Below are 23,860 nucleotides of genomic sequence, written 5' to 3'. Positions count from 1 at the left end.
AAGGGGGGATTAAATTCTTCCGTTTTCAATTTTCAACTTTCAATTTTCAATTAAACTACATGCTACCCAATGCTAAAAGTCCATAGAATGTGTATTCTACATCACTTTTATCATCCAGTAAGGTGGCAGAAAAGCCTCCTGAGTCCAGCCAGTGAGCTTCAATAAAGTCTTTGGCAGGGTACTTGGGTTTGACACCATAGTTGCTCAGAATAAGAAGAGAGGTAGCCGTAGAAAGCAGATCGGGAACCGGTGAGGCTTCCGCTGCTTTAAAACCGCCGGACTCTTCTTGTAAATCCCTTACGTAGTTTATATCTGTATTTTCTTTGTATCCTACTAATTGGCCAATGACAGCCAGAGCCGCAGCCGTAGCATTTGTTGTGGCTGTCAGGCCGTCCTGGGTATTCATATATCCTCCCTCTGGCAAATGGTATGCTGACAAAGCCTCTGGTATTTCATCCTTGCCTGATATCTTATTGCCTGTATCTTCTAAGATGGAAAGCCACACAAACCAGGTATAAGGAGACTGTGGATCGTTGTGCGGCAAGCTATGAAAGCTTTCCAGCTCCCTGACAGCTTTTGAAAACAAGCTACTGAACAGCAAGCCTACTTTCCCTTTATTTGTCAAATTATTGATCATCCGGCAACGTATATAGGCCGCATAATGTATCAAATCCAGACTATTAACATCCTGTTGTGCCAGGTATAAAGCTGTCTTTTGTGGGTCAAGCCTTATACCTAAAACATAGGATAACATCCAGCCAAACAAGGTATAATACAGATCCGCCTTCCCGCTTTTGCCGATAAATGAATCTTCTGCCGTACGTTGTGATTCAAGAAAACATACGATTCTCTGAAGCGCCTCTCTTCCCAGTTGCCCTTTTCCCTTTTGCAGGGTATTGAATAACCTTATGGATATTGTTTCTTTCATTTACTTCAATATTCGCTGGGTTACACGGAAGAGTAATCGCTTCAATTCTATATTTGTGATTTCGTGCAAAGCATCCAATGCTTCCTTATGATACTGTTCAGCCTTTTGTTTTACCTGACGTAGCGCCTCTTCCAGCAAGGGTTTATTCTCTGCAAGGTTCAGGAATGTTTTCAGGTCTGCACAAGTCATCAGAGAGTCAATAAACTGATCGTCCCGGCATTGTTCACAGATTATAGCCAATACGGCAGAGGGACGTAAGGCTACGGGATGTTCGGTTTCAAAATCTTCCATGTCGTCTTGCAACTGATAGGCAATACCCAGGGCACGGGAGTAGTTATGCAGAGTAGTAGTCAGCTGCTTGTCGTTACCCACACAGAGAACTCCCATAATAAGCGAAACATCAAATGCAGGAACTGTTTTGTTACAGAAGATATCCAGTACGAAATCCATCGTTAATATGCGGGGATTTCTGCTCCATTCCAGTTCCGTTCCCTGCCCTTTGCAAAGAGCTATATGCGCTTCTGCCGCTACCTTTACCAACTCCATATTGCCACAATCTGTAAGTAAACGATAGCCTTCTCCTAACAGCATATCACCTACATTGATGGCAATAGGAACACCATATTGGGCATTAACAGTAGGTTTGCCATAGCGCAGATTGTCGTTATCCTGTATATCGTCGTGCACCAGTGAGGCTTTATGAAAGCATTCTACGGCAATAGCTGCCAGGCGTACCTTGTCGGGAATTTCCTTTTCTCCACTTAAAGCCAGATAAGTAGAAGCCAATAAGTAAGGTCTCCAGCGCTTGCCGTCACCCGCCAGACAGTCCCGTGTAATCATACTGGTCTGATCATCAGAAGAAGCAAGAAGCGAAGCTATATTTTCTTTGGAGAACCATGCCTGCAAAGTAGATTTCAAATGATCATAATCCAGGAAATTCGCGTCTTTATCCGAGCGAAGGCTAATCATTTGGCTGACATAATCATAATCTACATCCGTATCCTTACAGCCTGCCCTGTTCAAGGGGATAGCCAGTCCCGGCACAGCATTGTTTATCAGTAAAGGAAAGGCTTTTTCCAAGGAATCAAGACAGCTTACTCCGATTACCGTATCAACCACCCGGTTCTCTATCAAACCAATAACAGAAGTAAAGCCTTCAGCCACAATGCTCATCATACCCAGACTCTCCGCTTTATCCTGCAAATCAGGGATAGAGCAATGTTTACATCTGTAACATAAGAGTCCGAGTTCATCTACATCGGCCTTGCAATTTTTTGAATTACTCAGGCATTTGGGAAGTAGCAAAATACGTTTGTCATAAGGGATGGAGGCTACCGTATCACGCCAGATGCAGTTATTCACCTCTACCATAATCCAACCTTTTATTCCGGTATCAAGCTTGTGTTCTTCAATCAGCTGATCCGAAAGCAAATAGAGGTCTTCCATGGACAAAGGAGGAGTTAGCAAGCGATTACTCACAAACTGATCGATCAGGCTTCGCAAGTTATTCCGCTCTTTATTGCTCTGTGGAACGTTATATATCTGCTTGTTATCCATAGGCACCAAATCCAAAGAAATACTTCTTTTTTACCAGTTTATAAAAGATATTCTCTTCCGGAATCTCCTGTCCTTCCTGGTTGTGTCCGGCAGAGGGAGCCATCTTCTTATATTCTTCCAGCACATTGCCCCGGCTTGTTCCGTCGATAGCCTGATGCTTTTCCAGGAACTCTACCATTTTTTGTGGGTCTTCCAAGAGAATACAACCTCGTGAACTTTCAGCTGTCATCTTCCTGAAATCCGCCAGGAATGTAGAGTTTTCAAACAATTCTACCAGATTCGATCCTTCTCCATTCACATAATCTATTGCCATCTGAATAGGAGGGCAGAATTCAACAGCTCCGGAAGGTGATATATGGTGGCTCATCCCTGTAGCTCCGGGGCATAGGGCATTGCCCTTATCATCCCAATAGGTTTCAATAATGAAAAGAGGGGCATCTCTGCGTTGCTCAACAATAAAGCGGCGGAAAGCCAATACTTGCTCTTTATCCAAGGCATTATCAGGATTCGGATTTGCCCCTACAGGACGGTACAGGTAATACCATAAATAATGAACCCCTTCCTTAGCCAACAGTTCTATATATTCACGGTTTACCAAATCGTTATAATTGCTCTTGCAGATACTGGCAGCTACCCCGAAGATCAGTTTGGCCTTCCGGCAGGCACGAACGCCGGCCAAAGTCCGTTCAAATACGTCGTTCTTTCCGCGTCGGGCATCGCTTTCTTCCTTTAGCCCTTCAATGCTGATCAAGGGGGTTACATTTCCCATTTTTTTGAGACGCCTGGCCACTTCATCTGTCAGCAAAACCCCATTGGTGAATAACTGGAAATAACAATCGGGATGTCCCTCCAGTATACTCAGTAATTCTTTATACATCAAAGGTTCACCTCCCAATATGCCGAAGAAATAGGAACCTTTCTTCTTGCAACTGGTAATAATACTGTCTAATTGCTTATTAGTCAAAGCTCTTCTGCCTCCTTCGGTAACCCAGCAGCCACTACAGGCCAGATTACAACTTTCTGTAACGGAAATCATGACAAAAGCCGGAAAGAAGGGAGCTCCTTTGGCTTGCCTCTTTTCAAACCGACTGATATTCCGCATGCTTTTCCACCCGAAATTGTACATAAATTTCCAAACCAGGCGGGGAGAAGATTCACGGGGAACCCTCAATGCAGCCTTAGCCGTAGCGGTATATTCTCTGAATGTCATTTGTCGTCTTCTTTTAAAAGTGGCACACTGGCTCTTCGTTGTTGTAGCTTCATTCTCAGTCGCTCACGATACATAATGTCCATTTCCTGCGAATCAAAAGTTTCCTCCGGGTCTATTCCTCCGTTGATTGGTGACTTTTCGTACTTAGGAAAGATAATCGCTTTGTTCGGACACATCCGGGCACAAGCCGGACAATTATTCTTGCAGTTTTGTGGTTGTACCACCTTTACTTGCTTATTTTCGACTGTGTAGACTCCAAACAGGCAGAAATCATGGCATTTGCCACATTCCGTACATTTTGTTTTATCAAGTACAGGATACCAGGCATCGGTTCCTTCTTCTACAGGAAATGCTTTTATTTCCCTCAGTATCTCTTCTTTATCGTCCAGTCCATCAAGCGTTGAACAGGATATATTAAACTGCTGAAGCACCTCTTCGCTGCTGTGATTGCGTATATCAACAAATTGTCCGTTTTCTATCCCCAGCCAATCAAAGTGAGAACGCATAACCCGTGGATAACAAGCCATCATGACACCTGTAGCCATCTCCTTTAATTCAGAAGATGATTGCATGACCATCCGGCACAAATCGGCCTTTACCACCACATCATATCCTTCTTTTTTCATGGCAGATGCTATGACGGCAACTTTCTCTTTATCAATGAATGATCGGGAGGAACAAGCACAGATTGTTATTCTTCTATTTTGCATGAGTCGTCTTATCGTATTTCATATGGTATTATAATACAAATATGCAATTATTAATTTATAGCCGTCTATTTTTTTTCGTGAAAAAGAAAAACAGAGGGATTAACACGAAAAATCCAATTATCTTTGTTGCAACCACAAAAAAGATATCATGAAAAAGAAACCGTTTTTGAGTTTTTGGCAGATATGGAATATGACCTTTGGCTTTCTGGGAATCCAGTTTGGGTTTGCCCTTCAGAATGCCAATTCAAGCCGTATTCTGCAAACCTATGGAGCTGATGTTGAACACTTATCCCTTTTCTGGCTGGCTGCTCCTCTAACCGGTATGATCATACAGCCGATAGTAGGACATTATTCGGATCGTACCTGGTGTAAGCTCGGTAGACGGCGTCCTTTCTTTCTGGTAGGGGCTATCTTAACTACTATTGCGTTGGTACTGATGCCTAATGCCGGGTTATTTCTTTCTCCCGAAACAACCCATGCCATCCTCTCACCTGTGCTTATCGGTGCAGGTATGCTGATGATCATGGATGCATCTATTAATATTACGATGGAGCCCTTCCGGGCATTGGTAGGGGATATGTTGCCTGATGAGCAGCACACTACCGGTTTCTCTATTCAGACCTTCCTTATTGGTATAGGTGCTGTTGTAGGTTCGTGGCTTCCCAGTATCATGCACAAAGCGTTTGGCTTCTCCAATACAGCTGTGGCAGGCGAAGTAGCCGATAATGTAAAATATGCCTTTTATGCAGGGGCTGCCATTTTATTCCTGAGTGTATTGTGGACTATCTTGAAAACAAAAGAGTATTCGCCCCAGGAAATGGCTGAGTTTAACGAAGGCAGGGCTACAGCAACCGACACCAAGAAGCGTTCCGGATTTATGGAGATTATGCACGATATCGCCCACATGCCTAAAGTAATGTGGCAGCTGGGGCTTTGCCAGTTCTTTGCCTGGTTTGCCTTATATTCGATGTGGGTATATACTACTCCGGCATTGGCTGAACATGTCTACGCTTCTCCCGATCCGGCCTCTTCAGGCTATGCCACGGCTGGTGACAAAGTAGGAGAGTTGTTTGGTATCTACAATTTCGTAGCCATGCTGTTTGCTTTATTGCTTATTCCGATAGCCAAGCGTATCGGAAGGAAGATGACGCATGCTGTGTGTTTATGCTTAGGTGGAGCCGGACTGATATCGCTCTACTTGCTTACAGATACAAATATGATGATCATATCCATGATTGGGATTGGGATAGCCTGGGCCAGTATACTGGCTATGCCTTATGCTATTCTTTCGGATAATCTGCCCCCTGAAAAGATGGGGACCTATATGGGGATTTTCAATTTCTTTATTACACTTCCACAAATCACCAATGGAGTAATCCATGGTTGGATTGTACGTAATATTTACAGCGGGCATACGATTTACGCGCTTCTTACCGGAGGCTTCTTCCTGTTCTTTGCTGCCGCCGCTGTCTTTCTAGTGAAGAAAAAATAAAAAAAAAGATGTCCGAAATAAGTTATCGGACATCTTTTTTTATTTATATCAGTTTAATGCTCAAAGCCTTCGTCGGGTGTCTCTTCGGGCTGACGGCCTCCTAAAACGCGGAAGACAAGCATTAATACACTAACTCCACCAAGTATTCCCATCAGGATATTCTTCCCGGCATGGTTGTCAAACTCAGTTGTCCAGACAAGCACTAATATGATAAATGCCAGCATCATAACTGCATCTACCAGATCTTTGTTAATACGCATAAATTTAGATTTTATGATTCAACGTTTATAAGATTACTCATTCTCCGATACTTTGGCTGGAGGGCTACTCAGCCCTCTCATAATGCCATATAAACCGACACATAGAGATATCAGTACTACGATTAATTTGATATAATCATTTGTGATAATTGAACTACAGGCTAATACACAGCCTATTATTGTAAGTACAACAGATAAATAAATACCTTTTTTTGATTTCTTTGCTTCCATAATGATTTGATATTTAATAAATAACATAGTAAAATAGGTTGTACGGGTTAAGCACAACAACGTTTGTACGAAAACAAGGATTTTCATACAAGATTAATAAGCTTGTTTATTAAAAATCAAATAATGATTTTCCGCAAGGCATATATGAGATATCCCTTACGGCAAAGGAGAGCAGTATAATTTATGGTTTGACATTCAGAAACAAACTCAGACACTTTAAACAGTTGCTCTTTTTCTTTCAGACGAAAGAGCTGGAGTGTTCGTAATGTGTTTTTAAATATCTTAATATTCACGTTGAAATGGATGGTCTGCACATTCCTTCTGGGGGTCAGGAAATTCCGGCTTTTCAGATCATTGCTGAGTATTTCCAGCCGATGGTGCATATCCGTCAGGGCATTCTTTTCCTGCATAACCGCTCCTTGTTCCGTCAGAGTCCGATTTGCTCCTATCGTTTCCTCCGGTTGATAAGAGGTAAACAATAAGTAAAGGGCTAATATACCTGTTATGAAAAGAATGTTTCTCATGTTGCAAACATAGCATGTTTTCTTTATATAGAACCATTAAATGTGCTATTTGTTTTACTTTTGTGGCTAAAAGACAAAAAAACGATGATACGATACTGGATTTTGGCCGCAAGGCCCCGTACTTTGACTGCTTCTGTTAGTCCTGTACTTTTGGGATGCGCTTTGGCTTACCGTGACGGGGTATTTAAATGGCAGCTGGCTGTTCTCTGCCTTTTGGTTGCACTTTTTGCCCAAATAGCCAGCAACCTGGCTAACGATTATTTTGATTATAAAAAAGGTGCCGACGGAGAAGACCGCTTAGGTCCTGAACGGGCAGTAGCTTCTGGATGGATCAGCCCTCGGGCTATGCTGAAAGGAACACTGCTTATGCTGGGTTTGGCTTGTGTTTGTGGCCTGGGAGTACTCTATTATGCCGGTTGGGAACTGATCTTTGTAGGTATTGCTATTGCTGTTTGCGTATTGGCCTATTCTGCCGACCCATTTCCTTTGGCTTATAATGGCTTAGGAGATGTATGTGTCTTACTGTTTTACGGAATAATCCCGGTTTGCTTTACCTATTATGTGCAGGCTACATCCTTCAGTCTTCTGTCATTTCTGTTATCTCTGTCCGTAGGTTTTTTATCTATTAATATCCTGATAGTAAACAATTACAGAGACTATGAGCAAGACAAAGCCAGCAAAAAACGCACCAGTATTGTCTTATTCGGACGCACATTCGGAAAGATATTCTATCTGGCCAATGGCATACTGGCTCTATTGCTGATTCTCCCCCTGCTTATACAAGTCAATTGGTGGATGGAACTACTGTTTGCCACTTTTTTCCTACTCTTCTGGAGTACCTGGCAGCAACTATCCCGCCTTCAGGGACGCGAGCTAAACAAAACCCTCGGACACACTGCCCGAAACGTTCTTCTTTTTACGCTCCTCCTGATCGCCTTATTACTAATACCCGTTGGATAAATGATAATGAGGCTGCCTCAGTCTATGCTGAAACAGCCTCATTTATATGTAGATAATCTTGTCTGATTACTCAAAAACGATGCTTCTGTTTTCCAGTGGCTGGAACTCTTTGGGTCCGGGTTCGTTTACAGGGGTTCCGAAGGGCATTTGGGCTACCAGTTTCCATTTGGAATTGATGTTCCATGCTTTGGCCACTTCTGCGTCAATCAGCGGATTGTAATGTTGCAAAGAGGCACCGAAACCATTGGCTTCCAGTAAGGTCCAGATAGCAAACTGATGCATGGCCGATGTATGTTGAGACCATACCGGGAAATTCTGGCTGTAGGAGGGGAATGCCTTCTGCAAACCTTCTACAACAGACTCATCTTCAAAGAAAAGGACTGTGCCATGACCCGCACCGAAAGTATTGTCTATTTTGGCTTCTGTTTCATGAAAGGCCTCTGCCGGCACATGCGATCTAAGCGCTTCTTTCACGATATTCCACAGCTTTTTATGATGATCGTTTAATAACAATACCACTCTTGCTGTTTGCGAATTAAATGCCGACGGTACATGAAGTACTGCAAAGTCTATCAACTCTTTAATTTCTTTATCAGAAATAGGGCTCTTATCGTTTATACTGTAATATGATCTCCTATTTTCGATTGCTTTCATCCAATTTTTCATACTTTTTTACTCTTAATTTGTTCATTCGTATTTAATGAACAATCAAGGTAGCGAAAAGGTTCCGGCCTCCATTGATTTGTAAGCTTCGATCAGGCGTTTTACGGTCAGGGCATCCGACACGGTTTGTGTGCTGAGAGCCGGGTCGTAATAGCTTTTCAGGAAGCGTCCGGCATCCGACCATACAGTAGATATTATACCTTGGAAGTGTGATGTCATCGCAGGAGTAGAGTGTTTGCGGAAGCGAAGCATATCGTCTAATTGCTCCATAGCTATCTCTGGTTTTCTCCAGGGGCAGGTAGCTACGTCGAAGCCTTTCATGGCAAAGTAAACAGCCGTCTGGTCCGGGCGCTCATAATGCCAGTCGCAGATAAATACTTCTTTCGGAATCAGGTCGATTGCCCGGTGTGTGTTGTTCATACTAGCTTCCCAAGCGCCGATTCCGGTTGTTTTACCGTCTATCAGGCGGTCGCCCCAAATCATTAATCTACGGTCTTTTAATGTCAGGTGATTCTGTATTTTGGTTATTTCTCCGGCATATAATTCCGCCTTGTCATGTCCGCTGCAACGAGGGCATTTATCATCGCCAATGTAAAATACTTCGTCCATTCCGGCATGGAACAGATCGGTTTCAAATACGTCCATCAACTCATCTACCAAAGCAAAGACTATTTTATGTACTCCGGGATGTAGCGGACAATAGCTTTTGCAATATAAACCGTCAGGATTGGGCCAAGGTGTATAATTCTTGGTGTCAACATGTGGGGTTTCGTCAAACTCCGGATATTCACGCAACAAAGCATACGTTGTCTCTGCCCAGGATTGATGCCCCAGAAGGTTGATTTGCGGAGCCAGGCGGATTCCATGCTTCCGGCAGGTAGCAACAATTCGTTTTACATCTTGCTTTGTCAGCGGATTCGGGTCTTTCAGTTCCGGGTGACTTTCATAAGCATAATTCCAGTCAACCCTCAGAATCAATAGGTTAAAATGCCCGGATGCCAGCTCTTTATCGATAAATTTGATAAACAAATCCAGGTCCTGCTGCATGGGAGCAGCAATGGCCAGTCCGCGTACGGGAAGTGTACTGTCTAGTTTATCTACTTGGGTCTGTGCCATTAATGCAGTACTCAAACTGCTCACTAATAAAAGAATAGAGAATAGATAGCGTTTCATAATAATGGATAATGTGATTAGTGAATAGATTATTTAACCTTCAATAGTAAGCAATATATTCCACATATCCTCACTTTTAAGTATAACTTTTTTTTGTTTTTGGTTGCCGATAATTATCAACAAGCCTGCCGACAATTATCGGCAAGCTTGTTGATAATTATCGGCAGAATTGCTGACATATGTCGGCAACCAAAAAAATCAGCTTGTCATCGGATAAACTTGTCGTAATATCGCGAGCCTAATACCTGTGTTTCAACAATGTACATTCCTGAAGGAAGGTCTAAAACGCTATATGTAGAAACGGCTTTCCATTTTTTCACCAATGTACCACTTATATTATAGATACTTAGCTGCTCAACGGGATGCGGGCTATTGACCCGAATTTGGCTACTGCTCTTATCATAATATACCTGTACAGAGCGCTCAGCTGCTACACTTTCGTTGGCTGTCAAGTTCTTTGGCGTAAACAGCTTGAAAGAGTGGGGGGCAAGTGTTATCGCGCTATTCTTGTTTGCCTCCGTTATGTTAAGGGATTCGCCTGTAAACAACTCTTCCCAGGTGCCCGTAGAGGTGAATCCGGCAGGTATATCAATGCTTGACTCTATAAAGTTGCCCAGCAAGACCAACTCTTTATCTGTGCTTTTCAGGCGAATGGCGCGTCCGCCGCTCCAGTTGGCTATGGCTGTTTGCATATCTACCGAAACGGGTGCTGAGAACAGGGAGGCGTTTTCGGCGCGAAACTTCAGCAAGGCGCTATAGGTTTCGTATAGCTTTTTCCGCTCTGTATCATCGTAATACTCCCAGTGGACGGGCTTTTTGCCGGTTCGGCCGTTATAGTCGATAGAGATATCATAGCCCAGTTCGCCAAATTGCCAGATCATTTTGGGTCCCGGGGTGCAGAACAGGAAGGCGGCATCCAGCGCCGAGCGCTTCATTTGCAAGGCTTTGTCGTCTTTCATACTCCAATTACCCCAGGTTTTCGCGCGATAGACCAAGCGTTCTTCGTCGTGGCTTTCGGCGTATGTGATTAAGGCGGGGATAGTCCAGCCTCTGTAGGTATAACTACCTGACGTTAAGTCGCTCTGCTCTTTCCAGCCCATCAGGCTTTGCGAATAGGCGTGGTTTACATTGTTCCACAGCATCATGCCAGCTTCGGCCAGCTCTTTCTCTTCTTTGTTCTCGCAAAAATGTTCGAGAATCACGTAAGTATCAGGCTTTACAGATTTTATATGGCTGTTATAGTCCTTCAGGATGGCGATGCGTGAAGCATCGTAGTTCCCGGCTGTAGACTCTGTGGATTGCTTCTGTGTGAAACCTTTAGTCAGGTCGAATCGGAAACCGTCTATCTTGTATTCATTGATCCAATGCGTCAATACCCGCTTGAAGAAGGCACGCGTACCGGTGTATTCGTGATTGAAATCGTTGAAAACATTGTAAGGATGCGGCGCCGAGCGGTTGAACCAGGGGTTGTCAGTTGCCGGAGCGTTATCCTCCCAATACAGGCGGGCAAAGGGGTGCTGTCCGGTAGCATGATTGAACACAACATCCAGTAAAACAGCTATTCCGCGCTTGTGTGCCTCGTCTATAAAGGCTTTATAATCATCCGGTGTGCCGTAGGCCTTGTCTGCCGCAAAGAAGAAGCAGGGATTGTAGCCCCAACTGTCGTTCCCGTCAAACTCCTGGATAGGCATCAGTTCGATGGCATTTACCCCTAATGCTTGCAGGTAGTCCAGCTTTGCCTGTGCTGCTTTGATAGTACCTTCTTTGGTGAAATCGCGTATCAGCAGTTCGTAGATTACCAAGTCTTCTTTGGGAGCTACGGAGTAGCTTTTCGTTTGCCAGTTATAGGCTTGCTTGCCTGTTTTCAGGATAGAAACAATCCCTTCCGTCTGAAGCGGATAAGCCTGCAGAGCAGGGTAGGTGGTTGCCGGAATATCCTTGTCATAGTTAGGGTCTAATATCTTTTCGGTATAGGCATCGGCTATCTTGAAGTCGTTGTCTATCAGGTATTGAAAGCCATATTCCTTTCCTTTTTCCAGGCCATTCAGTGTAAACCACCAGTAATCGCCGTCTTTATATAGTTGATACGTGTTGTCTTTCTTCCAGTCGTTGAAATCGCCCATCAAGTGAACATGCTTCTTTCCCGGAGCGTAAAGGAGGAGTGTGGCGCTTTGGTTGTCAATGTAATTTATACCGTCTGTTAGGTTGGCAGGGCGTTGTTTTACAATGGGTTGAGTTGGTGTAAAGCTACTCTCGTTGAGCGTAATGAAGATATCTCCGTTTCCTGTATCTTTTCCTTCTTTAAAGGTGTCAGCGCTTCTGAATACAAAGGCTAATTTCAGGATGGTTTCTCCTTCCGGTACACCATAATAGTTTCGTATATTGGGGGTTAAATCTAATTGCCACAGATTATTACCCAAGGATGTGAGTTTATATTTGCTGCTGTTGTCGCCCCATTTGGAGGGACCATATTTCCAATCGCCACCGGAGGTACTTTTATCCGTAATTACTCCGGTATGGGCATATACGTCTCCTGTAAAATCAATCAAGCCTTTATTCCCTTCGGCTGCATTAAAGATAATCGTAGCTTTTTTATTTTCCGTAAGTACTTCCGGCTGTGTAGTAATAAGCTGAGCCTGGAGTATGTAAGGCAGGAAGAACAGTAAGAATAAGACTTTTTTCATGGTAAATTTGAATAAAAAACACTAAGACACAGAGTGTTTTCTTCTCTGTGTCTTAGTATTGTATAATAAATATATTATTGCTTAACGATCGTACAGGTGTATCCTGCCATCGGGTTTAAGAGTTTCAGGCTCACCAGATAGGTTCCCGAAGCATCTACTTTGATGTTGCCTCCGTTGGATACCAGCTTGTCAGGGCTTCCTCCCATGTTGATATCCCAGGCATCGTTGGCACGGAATTTGAATTCGTCACCGCCTGTCATGGCTACCTTCACACTCCAGGTATTCGTATCCCTGTCGTATGTCATCGGTGTGCTGCTATCCCATCCGCCCGGCGTAGCGCTTCCGATGAGTCCCCAATCGGTTTTTGTTTGCTGATAGGTCAGCAGGTTCAGGTCGGCTTTCAGGTAGTAGAAACCTGCTTCTGCGCTAAGGTTTCCAGCTCCTCCGTCTGTACTGAGTTTGCCTGCGTCTCCCTTACCGTAATTTGTATTGTCCCAGTTGGGTTCCGATGTAAATTTATACTCACCATCCAGATACACAAAGCCTTCGTACACCATATCCATTTTCTCGGTGTAGAGGGTAGGAGCCGTAGCTGGATTCCAGCTTTGGTGATTACCCGGTACATACAGATTCGGATTGAAGCTGATAGGCTCGATGGTGTAGGTGTACTCTTCCATGTTCAGTGTTATCCGCACGTAGCCTGCACTCTCTATCTTCATCGCTTGCGCGTTCTCTGTAACGATGCCTCCTGTCAGGGATGCGTCTCCGTCGATAGCTGTTCCTATTACGGCACCCCAGAAATCACCTCCTGCCGCCAATGCGTCTACAGCGCTTTGCGGAGCTATTTTAAAGTAGGTATTAGCTCCTACTTCCAGTAAGATTGAGAATATCGGATCTTCATACACATCGTTTCCGCTATGGCCGAATTTGGTTACATTTTCAGGGTTCCAACCATTCATGTCACCAATCAGGTAATAAGCCGACTCGATAACCGAAGATTTGGGAGTTAAAGTCACTTTCAGTTGATTGGATTGAACCAATACTACCTGTCCGTCTCCCGGTTGTATGCGTGAGATCGCTTTTACAAAGATTTCTCTTGCTACAGGGCGTTTGTCGAACATTTTCTCAATGATAGTCTGGATGTCCTTTGTATCTACTGTAAAATTACCGTTTGATAATTCGCTGACAGCCATCATCTTTCCTGCACCATCTTCTGTTGGGGAGAAATGAAGTTCATAGCTAACGGCAGCCCCTTCCTCTACTGCAGGGGAAGACGAGCTTTTCAGGATACTAAAGCGATCCTCAGTAATGCCATTCAAGTCGTATGCCGCCTCGAGGTTGGCTATCTGGAAGTTTACATCCATTGCCGTTTCGGGCTCATTCGTTTGCGGATCGGCAATATCTTTGTTGAAATCCTCGTCACAGGCTGAAAAGCCTGTGATTATGAGGAGCAATATAAAATATAATGATAACTTTTTCATTTGATTTTCATTTTAAGATTAACCTTCTGTTATTCCTGGATAAAGAATGCGTAACTACCTTCTATATCGTTGAATGTAACAATGTATGTTCCAGGTTGTACCGGTATATTGTCGCCTCCTGGGTCGCCAAGAGCAAATGGAAATTTGCCGTCATTGTTCCCCCAGTTGGTATCCCAGCCTGCATTGGCTCTGAACTTAACAGTACCTTCCGTGTCGAATGTAACGGTAGCAGTCCAGCTATGAGTTGTATTAGCGATATTGATCATGTCTACTGCGTTTTCTTCCCATCCGCTGAAGTCACCCAGTAACTGAATGGAGCTGTATGCCTTAGGTTCATCTACTAATTTGGTAAATGCCAATGTTTTTGCTACATCATCTACGTCTATCTTGTACCATCCGGATTCGGATACGCCCAAGTGTCCCGGGTTGCCTCCTTCGTTGTGTAAGTGCTGCAAGTCGGTGTTGCCCGGCAGGTCACCGTCTTCGCCATTACCCCATTGTTCGTTCCAGCTTATTGCACCATCAATCATGCCGATCAGTTTGAATCCATTGTTGCTTGTGGCTGCTTCAAAATACTCTGTATAAGTGAATTTACCAACACCTGTCTTCTTGTCATATTCGTAATTGCTGACAAGGCTCATAGGGATTAATGATGTTCCAACATCTTTCATATTGGTATCCCAACCTCCTACATAGTTACCAATCAGGAAGAAGAAGCTAGGAGCAGCGTCTTTCAATTCAATATAATAGGGCAGAACCGTTAGCTTTACAGAGTTGGAATAAATAGCCGGCAAAGAAGCATCTGCTGTTGCTTTCAGGCGAACAAAGATATTCATATCTGAGTCCGGTGCATCGCCTTCGCTGCTCCACTTGGATAGCTGTACAATTACCTTGTCTATTTCTTCAGCGCTAACTTCCAGCTTGGCTTGTGTGTAATTGTCCGTAAGAGCCATATAGGTAGCTGCTACATCTTCTGTTTCGCCTGTCCATGTATCGTTAAGCGAAATTTCTACGCTATAGGTCGTGGCAGCTGTAAAACCATAGTCCGGTTGCGTACAGGTAAGAACAACTGTCTTTGCATTTCTCAAATCGTAAGAAGCTGTTGCTAATCCCGGTGTATTCAACACAAAAGAGGTTGGCTGTGTGTACGTCGGATTGGAGTCCCGGTCGTCTTCACAGGCTATGAATGGAAGAATACCGGCCAGTATGATAATGAAACTTAGTATCTTTTTCATTGTTCAATTCTTTTTAAGATTAATAACCTGGGTTTTGAACCAGCTTTTCATTCGCATTCATATCAGAAGCCGGTATCGGACAGAGATTATAGATAGAGCTAACGCTTGTACCTTGTGCCGAACCACCTTTCCAGTCCCACAAATAACCTGCACCTGTAAAGTATCCATAACGGATCAGGTCGGTTCTACGATGCCCTTCGGCATAAAATTCACGGGATTTTTCATCTAATATATTGTCTAACGAAATAGATGCCAGTTGTGAAGCATGGGCGCGTGTACGAAGGGCATTGATGGCACCGAGAGCACTACCAGTATCGCCTCCTGAGCGTAAAACCGCTTCGGCATAGGTGAGATAGGCTTCTGCCAGGCGGAAGAACGGGATATCCATATCTGTGTATTTAGGGTCACTAGACGCATTGCCATCAGCCCTAATATTCGTAAATTTGGCAATAGACAAGCCTTCTTTAAAGGTATTTACATTAGCTATCTCGACTGTCCGTTCTTTAGAGAAAAACAGGGCGCGATCATCATTAGCCGCTTTGGCTACTTCCTTTTCATCTCCTGTAGGTACATTGCCATCCTGGAAGAATTTTTTAGCCAATGCTGCACGGGCGCGAACACCTCCCCAACCTTCGGTAGTACCCCACAAGGTCATTCCTTCGGTGTGAGTAGCTGCAATCAAAAAGAGCGAACCACCCCAACTACGGATATTAAGCCCGTCTTGTCTGATCGGAAGAATAATCTCTTGTGGAGACTGGTTCACACTGCTTCCATCATTGTCGCCCATAAAAAGATGAGCGTAATTCGCATTTAGCTGATAGCTTGAGTCCATTACCTTTTTGGCATAGGCAGCTGCATCACTCCAACGAGCCGTTCCGGTATAGACCTCTGCATTCAGATACATACGGGATAACAGAAGCCAGCTGGCTACCTTATCAGCGCGGCCAAAAGGAGCCTGACGTGCATCATACATGTCCGATTCTATCTCAAGTAACTCTTTTTCAATATAATTAAACAAGTCTGCACGCAAAATCTGATCGGGCAAATCACTGGTTACTTTTTCCGTAAACGGTACATTTCCATAGATATCCATCAGATAGTAGAAGTTCAGGGCACGCATGAAACGAGCTTCTGCTCTTTGACGTACCGTATTATCATCTGTCTTTCCGTCTGTCATTTCCAGAAAATGGTTACACAAGGTAACATCAAAGTTCAGACGGGCATACAAACCGGTGAGCATCTCATGAGAAGACGACCAGTTGATATAATTCAGTTCCGGTATACCCGGGTCGCCCCATGAGCAGATTACTTCATCGGTAGGATATTCATTAATTGTAAATATCAAACGGTAGAAAGCAGATGTACCTTCGTCTATACCATCCACATCGCCGTTTCCATCGGGACCTTTTTGTCCGGTCAACGCCATCGTGGCATATATCTTTGCAAATACGGCTTCCTGGTCAAATTCCTGTGTAACGCTGGGGTCTATCGGATCAACATCCAGGTCGCCAATACAAGCTGTTAATCCCAATGCCAAGCAGAATGACAGGCTTAACAGAATTGATTTTATATATCTTAGTTTCATGAATATTATGTTTTTAGGTAAATACTTAGAAATTGAGCGTAACACCCACCAATCCTACCATAGGACGAGGATACATGTTGTTGTCGATACCGTCGTTCTTTTCCGGATCCAATCCGTCATACTTGGTAATCACGAACAGGTTTTGTCCTGTCACGTATGCACGTCCGCTGACCGGATATCCAAAGAGGGTAGGGAACGAATAACCGAACGTTATATTATCGCAACGCAGGAAGGAGGCATTCTGTACATAATAATCAGAAAGGTAGTAGTTTCCTATTCCCTGGAAGCCCGTCTCTATCGTAGATTTCGGACGGTTAGAGAAGAAACCGCTAGTAGACCAGATACCAGAAACGCCTACATTGGCACGATTTGCCTGTATATCATTATACATATAGTTGTTGAAACTTGCGCGTAAGGTGAAGCCAAGGTCGAAGTTCTTATAAGTAAACTTAGAAGATAATCCCATCAACACATCAGCGGTTGGCTTCTTGTACATGTAACGGTCGTCGCTATTAATGATACCGTCTCCGTTTCTGTCTACAAAGAGGTTCTCTATTGGTTTGCCATTGCTGTCATATACCTGCTGGTACACATAGAAAGAAGAAGCCGGATAGCCTACCATATGTGCCTGCGCATTATTTCCGGTTCCGGAAGATATACCACCGGTAGCTACATAGTAACCTTCGCCGCTACCTACTGTTAGTTTCGTAATTTCGTTGTCATTGTATGTCAGGTTGTATCCAAGATCCCACACAAAGTCGCTGGTTACGATGGGTTTGGTATTGATGGAGAACTCAAAACCTTTGTTTTCCAATGATCCGATATTACTGATTACGCGGTTCTTGAAGTTTGTTCCTGCCGGTATATCAACGATATTGATCAGGTCGTCTGTCTTGCGGAAATAGTAATCCAACGATCCTGTGATGCGTCCGTTCAAGAAGCCAAAATCCAGCCCTGCATTATAGGTGGTAGTCTCTTCCCATTTCAAATCTTGATTATAAGCATCCGGACGATACAGACCGATATATTCATCGCCAAACTGATAGTATGCTCCTTCTTCATTCTTCACATAGGTAGGGATATACGGATAGTCTCCCTGATTCAGGTTCTGCTGTCCTGTAATACCATATCCCAAACGAAGTTTCAGGTCTGACAATACGTCTACATCCTGTAGGAAACCTTCTTCTTTTATCTTCCATCCCAAAGCTACAGATGGGAAAAGCCCCCAGCGATTGTCTTTGTTAAAGCGGGAAGTTCCGTCGTAACGCAAAGTAGCTGTAATGAGGTATTTGTTCAGTATGGAGTAGTTCACACGTCCGAAGAAGGAAACCAGATAGCTTTCTGTCTTCCAGATTTTAGAAGCTGGCGAGTATTTTTCTCCCGGAGATTCCGTATTGGTAGAAGGATAGGTTCCGTATTCGTTGTATTCGCCTTTGCGGTGGAAGTGCTGCCACTCGTATCCGGCCATTACATCGAGGTTGCTCCATTCAAAATCTTTTACGTACTGCGCGTATGCATTGAGTGAAAGATTGTATTTTGTTGTCTCGTCAAACTTATAATAACCAAAATAGTTGTTGGAGGCGGAATAAGGAGAAACATTTGTTGTTTGTTCCCCTTTAGAGAAATCTCCACCCAAGTTGGCGTGTAAACGTATATCGGGGAAGAAATGCAGTTTATAATCAGCTTCGATATTTCCAACAAAACTGTTGGCTTTTGAGCTGTCGTCTTTCAGTTCTAATACAGCAAGTGGGTTGGCAGGAGCCAGCGCATTGTATGTACGTTTCCAGGTAGGGTCATTCAATGCCGAACCGTCTACATCCCACTGCCAGTAGCCTCCGAAGTATTTTTGATACATCTCGCCGGAGCCATATACAGACTGAGTCGGGTCGAAAGAAACGGCTGCTCCTATCGCTCCATTGTCGGCATAGCGGTTTTTGGCATGCATGTATTTTGCATTGATGTTGAATTTCAGATAATTGTCAAAAAATGACGGACTGATGTTGGCTGATACTGTATAACGTTGAAAATCGGACGTTTTTACAACACCATTCTGGTTTGTATAACCTACAGAAAAGCGATACGGCATATTATTCAAGCCACCATATACATTAATATTATGGTCGGTGCTGATAGAGGTGCGGTATATCTGATCTTGCCAGTCTGTATTGGCTGTTCCCAATTTAGAAATGATATCGTCTTGTCCGGCATACAGCTTGTTTACATAGCTGCGGAATTCGTCACCGTTCATTACGTCGAGCGTGTTACGAACACCGCTTACAGACACGTTTCCGTCGTATGTAACCCTTGGTTTGGAACCTGCTGTTCCTTTCTTGGTAGTAATAATGATTACCCCGTTAGAAGCTCTCGACCCATAGATAGCAGTAGCCGAAGCATCTTTCAATACCGTAAATGTTTCGATATCATTAGGGTTTACCATAGATAGAGGGTTGGCCAAACCTTTCACTCCTTCATTATCCATAGCCAGCCCGTCGATCACGATCAGCGGGTCATTACTGGCAGAAAGAGAAGAGCCGCCACGAATACGGATCGTAGACCCTCCACCGGGAGTTCCACCGTCTGAAATAACACTGACACCTGCGATTTTACCGGCAATCATGTCTTGCGCATTGGTGGTAAGCCCACGATTCATTTTGTCCGGTTTAATAGCTGTAACCGAACCCGTAGCATCGTCCTTTTTAACGGTACCGTATCCGATAACTACTACTTCATCTAATAGTTCAACATCTTCTTGTAAAATGATTATTAGATTTTTTTGACCTTGAAATGGTATTTCCTGGAGTTTGTAACCGATGTAAGAAACTTGAAGCGTACTCCCGACAGGAACCTGTAGAGTAAAGTTACCATCATAATCGGTAACTGTTCCGTTCGTTGTCCCTTTCACAAGGACACTCGCCCCTATAATGGGCTCTCCACTCGAATCCTTTACATGTCCGTTAGCGGATGTAGTTTGTTGAGCAAACGCTGTAAAGGAAATAACTAATCCTATAATCAACGATAAGATTAGTTTTGCATTATAAGAAGTTCTTTTTCTTTTCATGCATTAGATTGTTTAAGATTTATACTAATTGCTTTTGTAAATGTTAGCACTGCAATGAAATGTTAATAGTATTCAATGTTAGACAAAGGTATATTTAAAGAACCAAAAAAGGAGTTAAAATGTTTATACAAACCCTTGGAAATTTGCGCAAACGTTCTCGCAAACGTTTGCACAACTGATATGGAATTAATATATTTGAGGATTATATATGTAAAACTGATGAAAAAGCGGCAACTGACAATTAAAGATATAGCAAAAGCTCTCAATATATCAGCCTCTACTGTGTCGCGTTCCTTGTCTGATCATCCGGATATAAGCCAAGAAACGAAGGATATAGTCGTTGCTTATGCCAAGAAAAACAAATATAAACCCAATGTATTAGCTTCTAGTTTGCGGACTCAGAATAACAAGATGATAGGAGTTATCATTCCCGAAATTGTTCACTATTTTTTCTCTACTGTTTTGTCCGGTATTGAAGACGAAGCCGAAAAAGAAGGATACCGGGTAATCATTAGCCAAAGTAATGAAGATTATGAAAAAGAAGTGAAAGGTGTACAAACTTTTCAGGAAGCCCGGGTATGCGGTGTATTGGTTTCCGTATCCAAAAAAACGCATCAATATGATCATTTTCAGGAATTAATAGACAATGAAATCCCGGTGGTTTTCTTTGATCGTATCTGTACCGGTATTCTGACCGACAGGGTAGTGGTAGACGATTATGCCGGAGCTTATACGGCTGTTGAACACCTGATAACAACTGGTTGTAAACGGATTGCGTTCTTTGGTTCACCCTCCAACCTGCCTATTTCCAACAACCGGAGGATGGGATATGAAGATGCATTAAGGAAAAACGGCTTGGAAGTAGACAAATCAATTATGAAGATTTGTGATAATTATCAGGAAGCTCTTACGGTGACTCCTGAGCTGTTATCGCTCCCAAATCCGCCGGATGCCTTTTTTGCAGTAAACGATGAAACCGCCATTGCCATCATGAATATAGTAAAATCCAAGGGATTAAAGATACCCGATGATGTGTCGGTTTGTGGTTTCACCAACAGCTCGCTGACAGAAATATGCGATCCCCCTCTTACCTCGGTAGACCAACATTGCTACGAGTTGGGAGCAAGCGCTATGAAGCTACTGCTAAACCGCATACAATCAGGAACAAACGACACACAACTAAACAACAAAATAATCAAAACTAATCTGGTTGTCCGCAAGACCACCCGCTAGTCATTTTACACGAAGTAATATAAGCTAAAAATCGCATGCGTACTTTTTTCAAATCGCACGGCAGCTTTTCAAAAAACGCATGCATGCGATTTTTAAAAAGTACGCATGCGTTTTTTTACTCACTTTAATCGTTTGATATATAATAGAGAATAGTTACACGCTATGCTTTGTCCTGTTATATTTTTTACTTATCTTTAAAGCTGTTAATTGTATCTTTTCTGCTCATGGATACATACCAGTTCAACGCCCTGGAAAAGCTGCACCCCTCGCCGAAGGACGCAGAAAAAAAGCAATTGTAGTCATAATCTCCTTGTTTTTTTCATAGATATCAGAACAAATATAAAACTTTTTCAATATATTGCCATTGGGTTTCTCTTGAGTCTGTTGCTCTCGTTTTTAAATAAATATGATCTACCATGAAACCACTTGTTATCTCTATACTACTGCTGGCTATGTGGCAGGCTAGCCTTGGACAAACAAAAAACACTCTTGTTTCGGATGTTGATGTGCAAAATCAGATAGCCAGCCAATTAGCAAATTATCCACAAGAGAAACTGCATCTGCACGTAGACCGTAACCACTATGTACCGGGAGAGAATATCTGGTTTAAAGCCTATCCGGTAGACGCTTTATCGCACCTTTCACCTACCAAAAGCCGCTATGTATATGTAGAACTGATCAGCCCGGCAGATACATTGATAAGCAGAGTAAAGATACGTCCGCAAGACGGTATGTATCACGGACATATCTTCCTCTCAGACATCGTACCGGAAGGAGAATATACCCTTCGCGCCTATACCCGCTATATGGAAAACCTGGGTTCGGAGTACTTTTACAGAAAGAAGATATACATCGGAAGCCTGTCGGCAGATACGGAACAAGAGCGGAAAGCAAAGAAGAAAAAGGCATCCCGCCTAAAGGATGATTATGATGTGTCCTTCTTCCCGGAAGGGGGTAATCTGCTGGCCGGAACGCTCTGTAAAGTAGCCTTCAAGGCAATGAACCGGAACGGCTATTCCGAATACATCACCGGCGAAGTGGTAAACGAAGCAGGAGACATGATGGCATTGATAAAAAGCCATCACGCAGGGGTAGGCGTCTTTTCTTTTATACCTGCAAGCGGAGGAAAATACTACCTGAATTGCGTGAACGATAAAGGCCTCTCCAAACGCATAGAATTGCCGGAAGCAAAAAGCGGCGCCCGTTCTCTACTGACTTACTGGAGGAATGACAGGCTCTTTATCAGCAAGCAACAATCGTTTGATATGCAGTTGGATTTACCTACTTACCTGTTGGTTCAGTCCAGAGGTGTTGTGCTGTATTTCGGAGCTTGGGATAAGCACAAATCTTATATATCCTTTACGCAGGAGCAATTACCTCCGGGCGTGATACAGGCTATCTTGTTTGATGATCAGATGAATCCCCTGAGCGAGCGGTTGGTCTTCTCCAAAAACGTACAAATGGAAACGGCAAAACTGGATATTCAGACAGACAAAACCAGCTACCAGACACGCGAGCAGATCACATCAACCATCAGAGTGTCGGATCAGGACGACCTTTCCCTGCTGGGGAATATATCTGTTTCCGTAACCGACGATAAAGACATCACCATAGACCCGTACGAATCCATTTTAACCTCTTTGTTGCTGACTTCCGAACTGAAGGGGTATATCGAGTCGCCAGGATATTATTTTGAAGAAGATACGGATAAAAGGAACCTTGAACTAGACTACCTGATGATGGTACACGGCTGGAAACGGTATAACATTCCGGAAGTGCTGAAAGGCACTATAAACCAGCCGGAAATTCCCTTTGAAGAAGGAGATATCCTGTCCGGGAGCGTAAAGAGCCTGTTCCGTGCAAAACCTGTACCCAACAGTGAGGTATCTGTTATCACCTCAAGTGGAGAGTTCGGATTGGCTCAAACCGATGAAAACGGGCTATTCTCTTTCGCTTCTATGGAAATTCCGGACAGTACCACCTACTTTGTCCAATCGTTGGGGAAGAAAGGTAGCCCACGCGTTGAACTAGTGCTGAACGAACATATATTCCCCGCCTTATCGAACCTTCTCGTCAAACCCTTGCCGGTTTTAACAGAACAGCTAAAGGCTGATTCTACCAGCAATCCCTTCCTGGAGAAAGCAGAGCAACGGGCTAAATACGATGAAGATATGCGGGTGGTTCATCTTGCCAATGTAGAGGTTGTAGCACGGAAAATAGAAAAACAAAAAGTTCAATTGCCCTGGTATTCACAAGGTTCGGATATTTCAATAGACCTGGAGACAATAGAAAAAAGGCATGCGTCATTGGTTATGCATTTAGTGCAGAATATACCGGGAGTACGGGTGTCTGGCAATGGCTATATCCATATCAGAGGTAGTAAAGATAATCCGCTCGTATTGATAGATGGTATACCTATGGAATGGCCGGATGTATTGTATTCGCCCTATGATTCTCCCTTAGAGGCGGTAAATAGTTCTGACATTGAACGTATTGATGTATATAAAGGACCTAGTGCCAGCATATTCGGAGTAAGGGGAGCCCATGGTGCCATTGCCATAACAACCCGCAGGGGAGGGAGTGGTATCCTCGACTCGCAAGAGTTAAACAAGCTTGTCTTATCTCCCTTGGGATACCAGCAGCCGGCTGAGTTTTATTCGCCCAAATACGACACACCGAAACTGAGATACACCTCCGGCCCCGATTACCGGACCACCATCTTCTGGAAGCCGGATATAGTTACCGATGAAGACGGCAAAGCCTCATTTGACTTTTACTCGTCCGACTTTTCCACCACCTACTCAATGATCCTGGAAGGGATAACTGCTGACGGTAAAATCGTTCATGCCGTAAAGAAAATACAGGTAGAATAAGCC

The 23,860-nt window shown here is 43.6% G+C and carries 17 protein-coding genes; 4 read left to right on the top strand and 13 right to left on the bottom strand.

Features of this window, described 5'->3' with window-relative positions; all coding sequences use genetic code 11:
* Positions 1 to 55 precede the first annotated feature (55 nt).
* The 4 genes from M2470_RS01600 to M2470_RS01585 are packed head-to-tail and all read right to left on the bottom strand — an operon-like array spanning position 56 to position 4,321.
* Positions 56 to 928: a prenyltransferase/squalene oxidase repeat-containing protein gene (locus tag M2470_RS01600; RefSeq protein WP_280743055.1), complete on the bottom strand. Its 873-nt coding sequence runs from the start codon at positions 926 to 928 to the stop codon at positions 56 to 58.
* On the bottom strand, positions 929 to 2,485 hold the full coding sequence (locus tag M2470_RS01595) for a polyprenyl synthetase family protein (protein ID WP_280743056.1): 1,557 nt from the start codon (positions 2,483 to 2,485) through the stop codon (positions 929 to 931).
* Complete coding sequence (locus M2470_RS01590) at positions 2,478 to 3,695, bottom strand: radical SAM protein (protein WP_280743057.1); 1,218 nt, start codon at positions 3,693 to 3,695, stop codon at positions 2,478 to 2,480. The genes M2470_RS01595 and M2470_RS01590 overlap by 8 nt, the downstream gene beginning before the upstream one ends.
* Positions 3,692 to 4,321, bottom strand: a complete 630-nt coding sequence (locus M2470_RS01585) for a ferredoxin family protein (RefSeq protein ID WP_280743058.1) — start codon at positions 4,319 to 4,321, stop codon at positions 3,692 to 3,694. The genes M2470_RS01590 and M2470_RS01585 overlap by 4 nt, the downstream gene beginning before the upstream one ends.
* Before the next feature lie 232 nt (positions 4,322 to 4,553).
* Between M2470_RS01585 and M2470_RS01580 the strand changes: the two genes are divergently transcribed.
* Positions 4,554 to 5,897, top strand: coding sequence for an MFS transporter (locus tag M2470_RS01580; RefSeq protein WP_280743059.1), 1,344 nt, complete (start codon positions 4,554 to 4,556; stop codon positions 5,895 to 5,897).
* A 53-nt stretch (positions 5,898 to 5,950) separates the two neighbouring features.
* Here M2470_RS01580 and M2470_RS01575 read toward each other — a convergent pair whose 3' ends face one another.
* Complete coding sequence (locus tag M2470_RS01575; protein WP_280743060.1) at positions 5,951 to 6,157, bottom strand: hypothetical protein; 207 nt, start codon at positions 6,155 to 6,157, stop codon at positions 5,951 to 5,953.
* Positions 6,158 to 6,504: 347 nt separating this feature from the next.
* Positions 6,505 to 6,912, bottom strand: coding sequence for a hypothetical protein (locus M2470_RS01570; protein ID WP_280743061.1), 408 nt, complete (start codon positions 6,910 to 6,912; stop codon positions 6,505 to 6,507).
* An 84-nt stretch (positions 6,913 to 6,996) separates the two neighbouring features.
* Here M2470_RS01570 and menA point away from each other — a divergent pair, with 84 nt between their 5' ends.
* Positions 6,997 to 7,872: a 1,4-dihydroxy-2-naphthoate octaprenyltransferase gene (gene menA, locus M2470_RS01565; RefSeq protein WP_280743062.1), complete on the top strand. Its 876-nt coding sequence runs from the start codon at positions 6,997 to 6,999 to the stop codon at positions 7,870 to 7,872.
* Between the two features lie 66 nt (positions 7,873 to 7,938).
* Here menA and M2470_RS01560 read toward each other — a convergent pair whose 3' ends face one another.
* The 7 genes from M2470_RS01560 to M2470_RS01530 form a co-directional block, all read right to left on the bottom strand.
* Positions 7,939 to 8,538 carry a nitroreductase family protein gene (locus tag M2470_RS01560; protein WP_280743063.1) on the bottom strand — a complete coding sequence of 200 codons (600 nt, stop codon included), beginning with the start codon at positions 8,536 to 8,538 and terminating at the stop codon, positions 7,939 to 7,941.
* A gap of 42 nt (positions 8,539 to 8,580) precedes the next feature.
* Positions 8,581 to 9,708, bottom strand: a complete 1,128-nt coding sequence (locus tag M2470_RS01555) for a family 20 glycosylhydrolase (RefSeq protein ID WP_280743064.1) — start codon at positions 9,706 to 9,708, stop codon at positions 8,581 to 8,583.
* A gap of 206 nt (positions 9,709 to 9,914) precedes the next feature.
* Positions 9,915 to 12,392, bottom strand: a complete 2,478-nt coding sequence (locus M2470_RS01550) for an alpha-amylase family glycosyl hydrolase (protein ID WP_280764265.1) — start codon at positions 12,390 to 12,392, stop codon at positions 9,915 to 9,917.
* Positions 12,393 to 12,466: 74 nt separating this feature from the next.
* A complete protein-coding gene (locus M2470_RS01545; RefSeq protein ID WP_280743066.1) occupies positions 12,467 to 13,873 on the bottom strand; it encodes a DUF5115 domain-containing protein in 1,407 nt (468 codons plus the stop codon).
* Positions 13,874 to 13,902: 29 nt separating this feature from the next.
* Positions 13,903 to 15,108, bottom strand: a complete 1,206-nt coding sequence (locus tag M2470_RS01540) for a SusE domain-containing protein (protein ID WP_280743067.1) — start codon at positions 15,106 to 15,108, stop codon at positions 13,903 to 13,905.
* A gap of 19 nt (positions 15,109 to 15,127) precedes the next feature.
* Positions 15,128 to 16,693: a RagB/SusD family nutrient uptake outer membrane protein gene (locus tag M2470_RS01535; RefSeq protein WP_280743068.1), complete on the bottom strand. Its 1,566-nt coding sequence runs from the start codon at positions 16,691 to 16,693 to the stop codon at positions 15,128 to 15,130.
* A 25-nt stretch (positions 16,694 to 16,718) separates the two neighbouring features.
* Positions 16,719 to 19,751 (bottom strand): TonB-dependent receptor, encoded by a 3,033-nt coding sequence (locus M2470_RS01530; RefSeq protein ID WP_280743069.1) that lies wholly within the window; start codon positions 19,749 to 19,751, stop codon positions 16,719 to 16,721.
* Positions 19,752 to 19,970: 219 nt separating this feature from the next.
* Between M2470_RS01530 and M2470_RS01525 the strand changes: the two genes are divergently transcribed.
* Together M2470_RS01525 and M2470_RS01520 are read left to right on the top strand one after the other, a co-directional pair.
* Positions 19,971 to 20,984, top strand: coding sequence for a LacI family DNA-binding transcriptional regulator (locus tag M2470_RS01525; RefSeq protein ID WP_348524205.1), 1,014 nt, complete (start codon positions 19,971 to 19,973; stop codon positions 20,982 to 20,984).
* Between the two features lie 416 nt (positions 20,985 to 21,400).
* A complete protein-coding gene (locus tag M2470_RS01520; protein WP_280743071.1) occupies positions 21,401 to 23,857 on the top strand; it encodes a TonB-dependent receptor plug domain-containing protein in 2,457 nt (818 codons plus the stop codon).
* Positions 23,858 to 23,860: the final 3 nt, after the last annotated feature.

The sequence above is a fragment of the Parabacteroides sp. PH5-46 genome (assembly GCF_029892785.1).
Lineage (GTDB): Bacteria > Bacteroidota > Bacteroidia > Bacteroidales > Tannerellaceae > DFXE01.
Note: the sequence above shows the minus strand (reverse complement) of the source record. Positions and strands in the feature narration are given on the sequence as shown.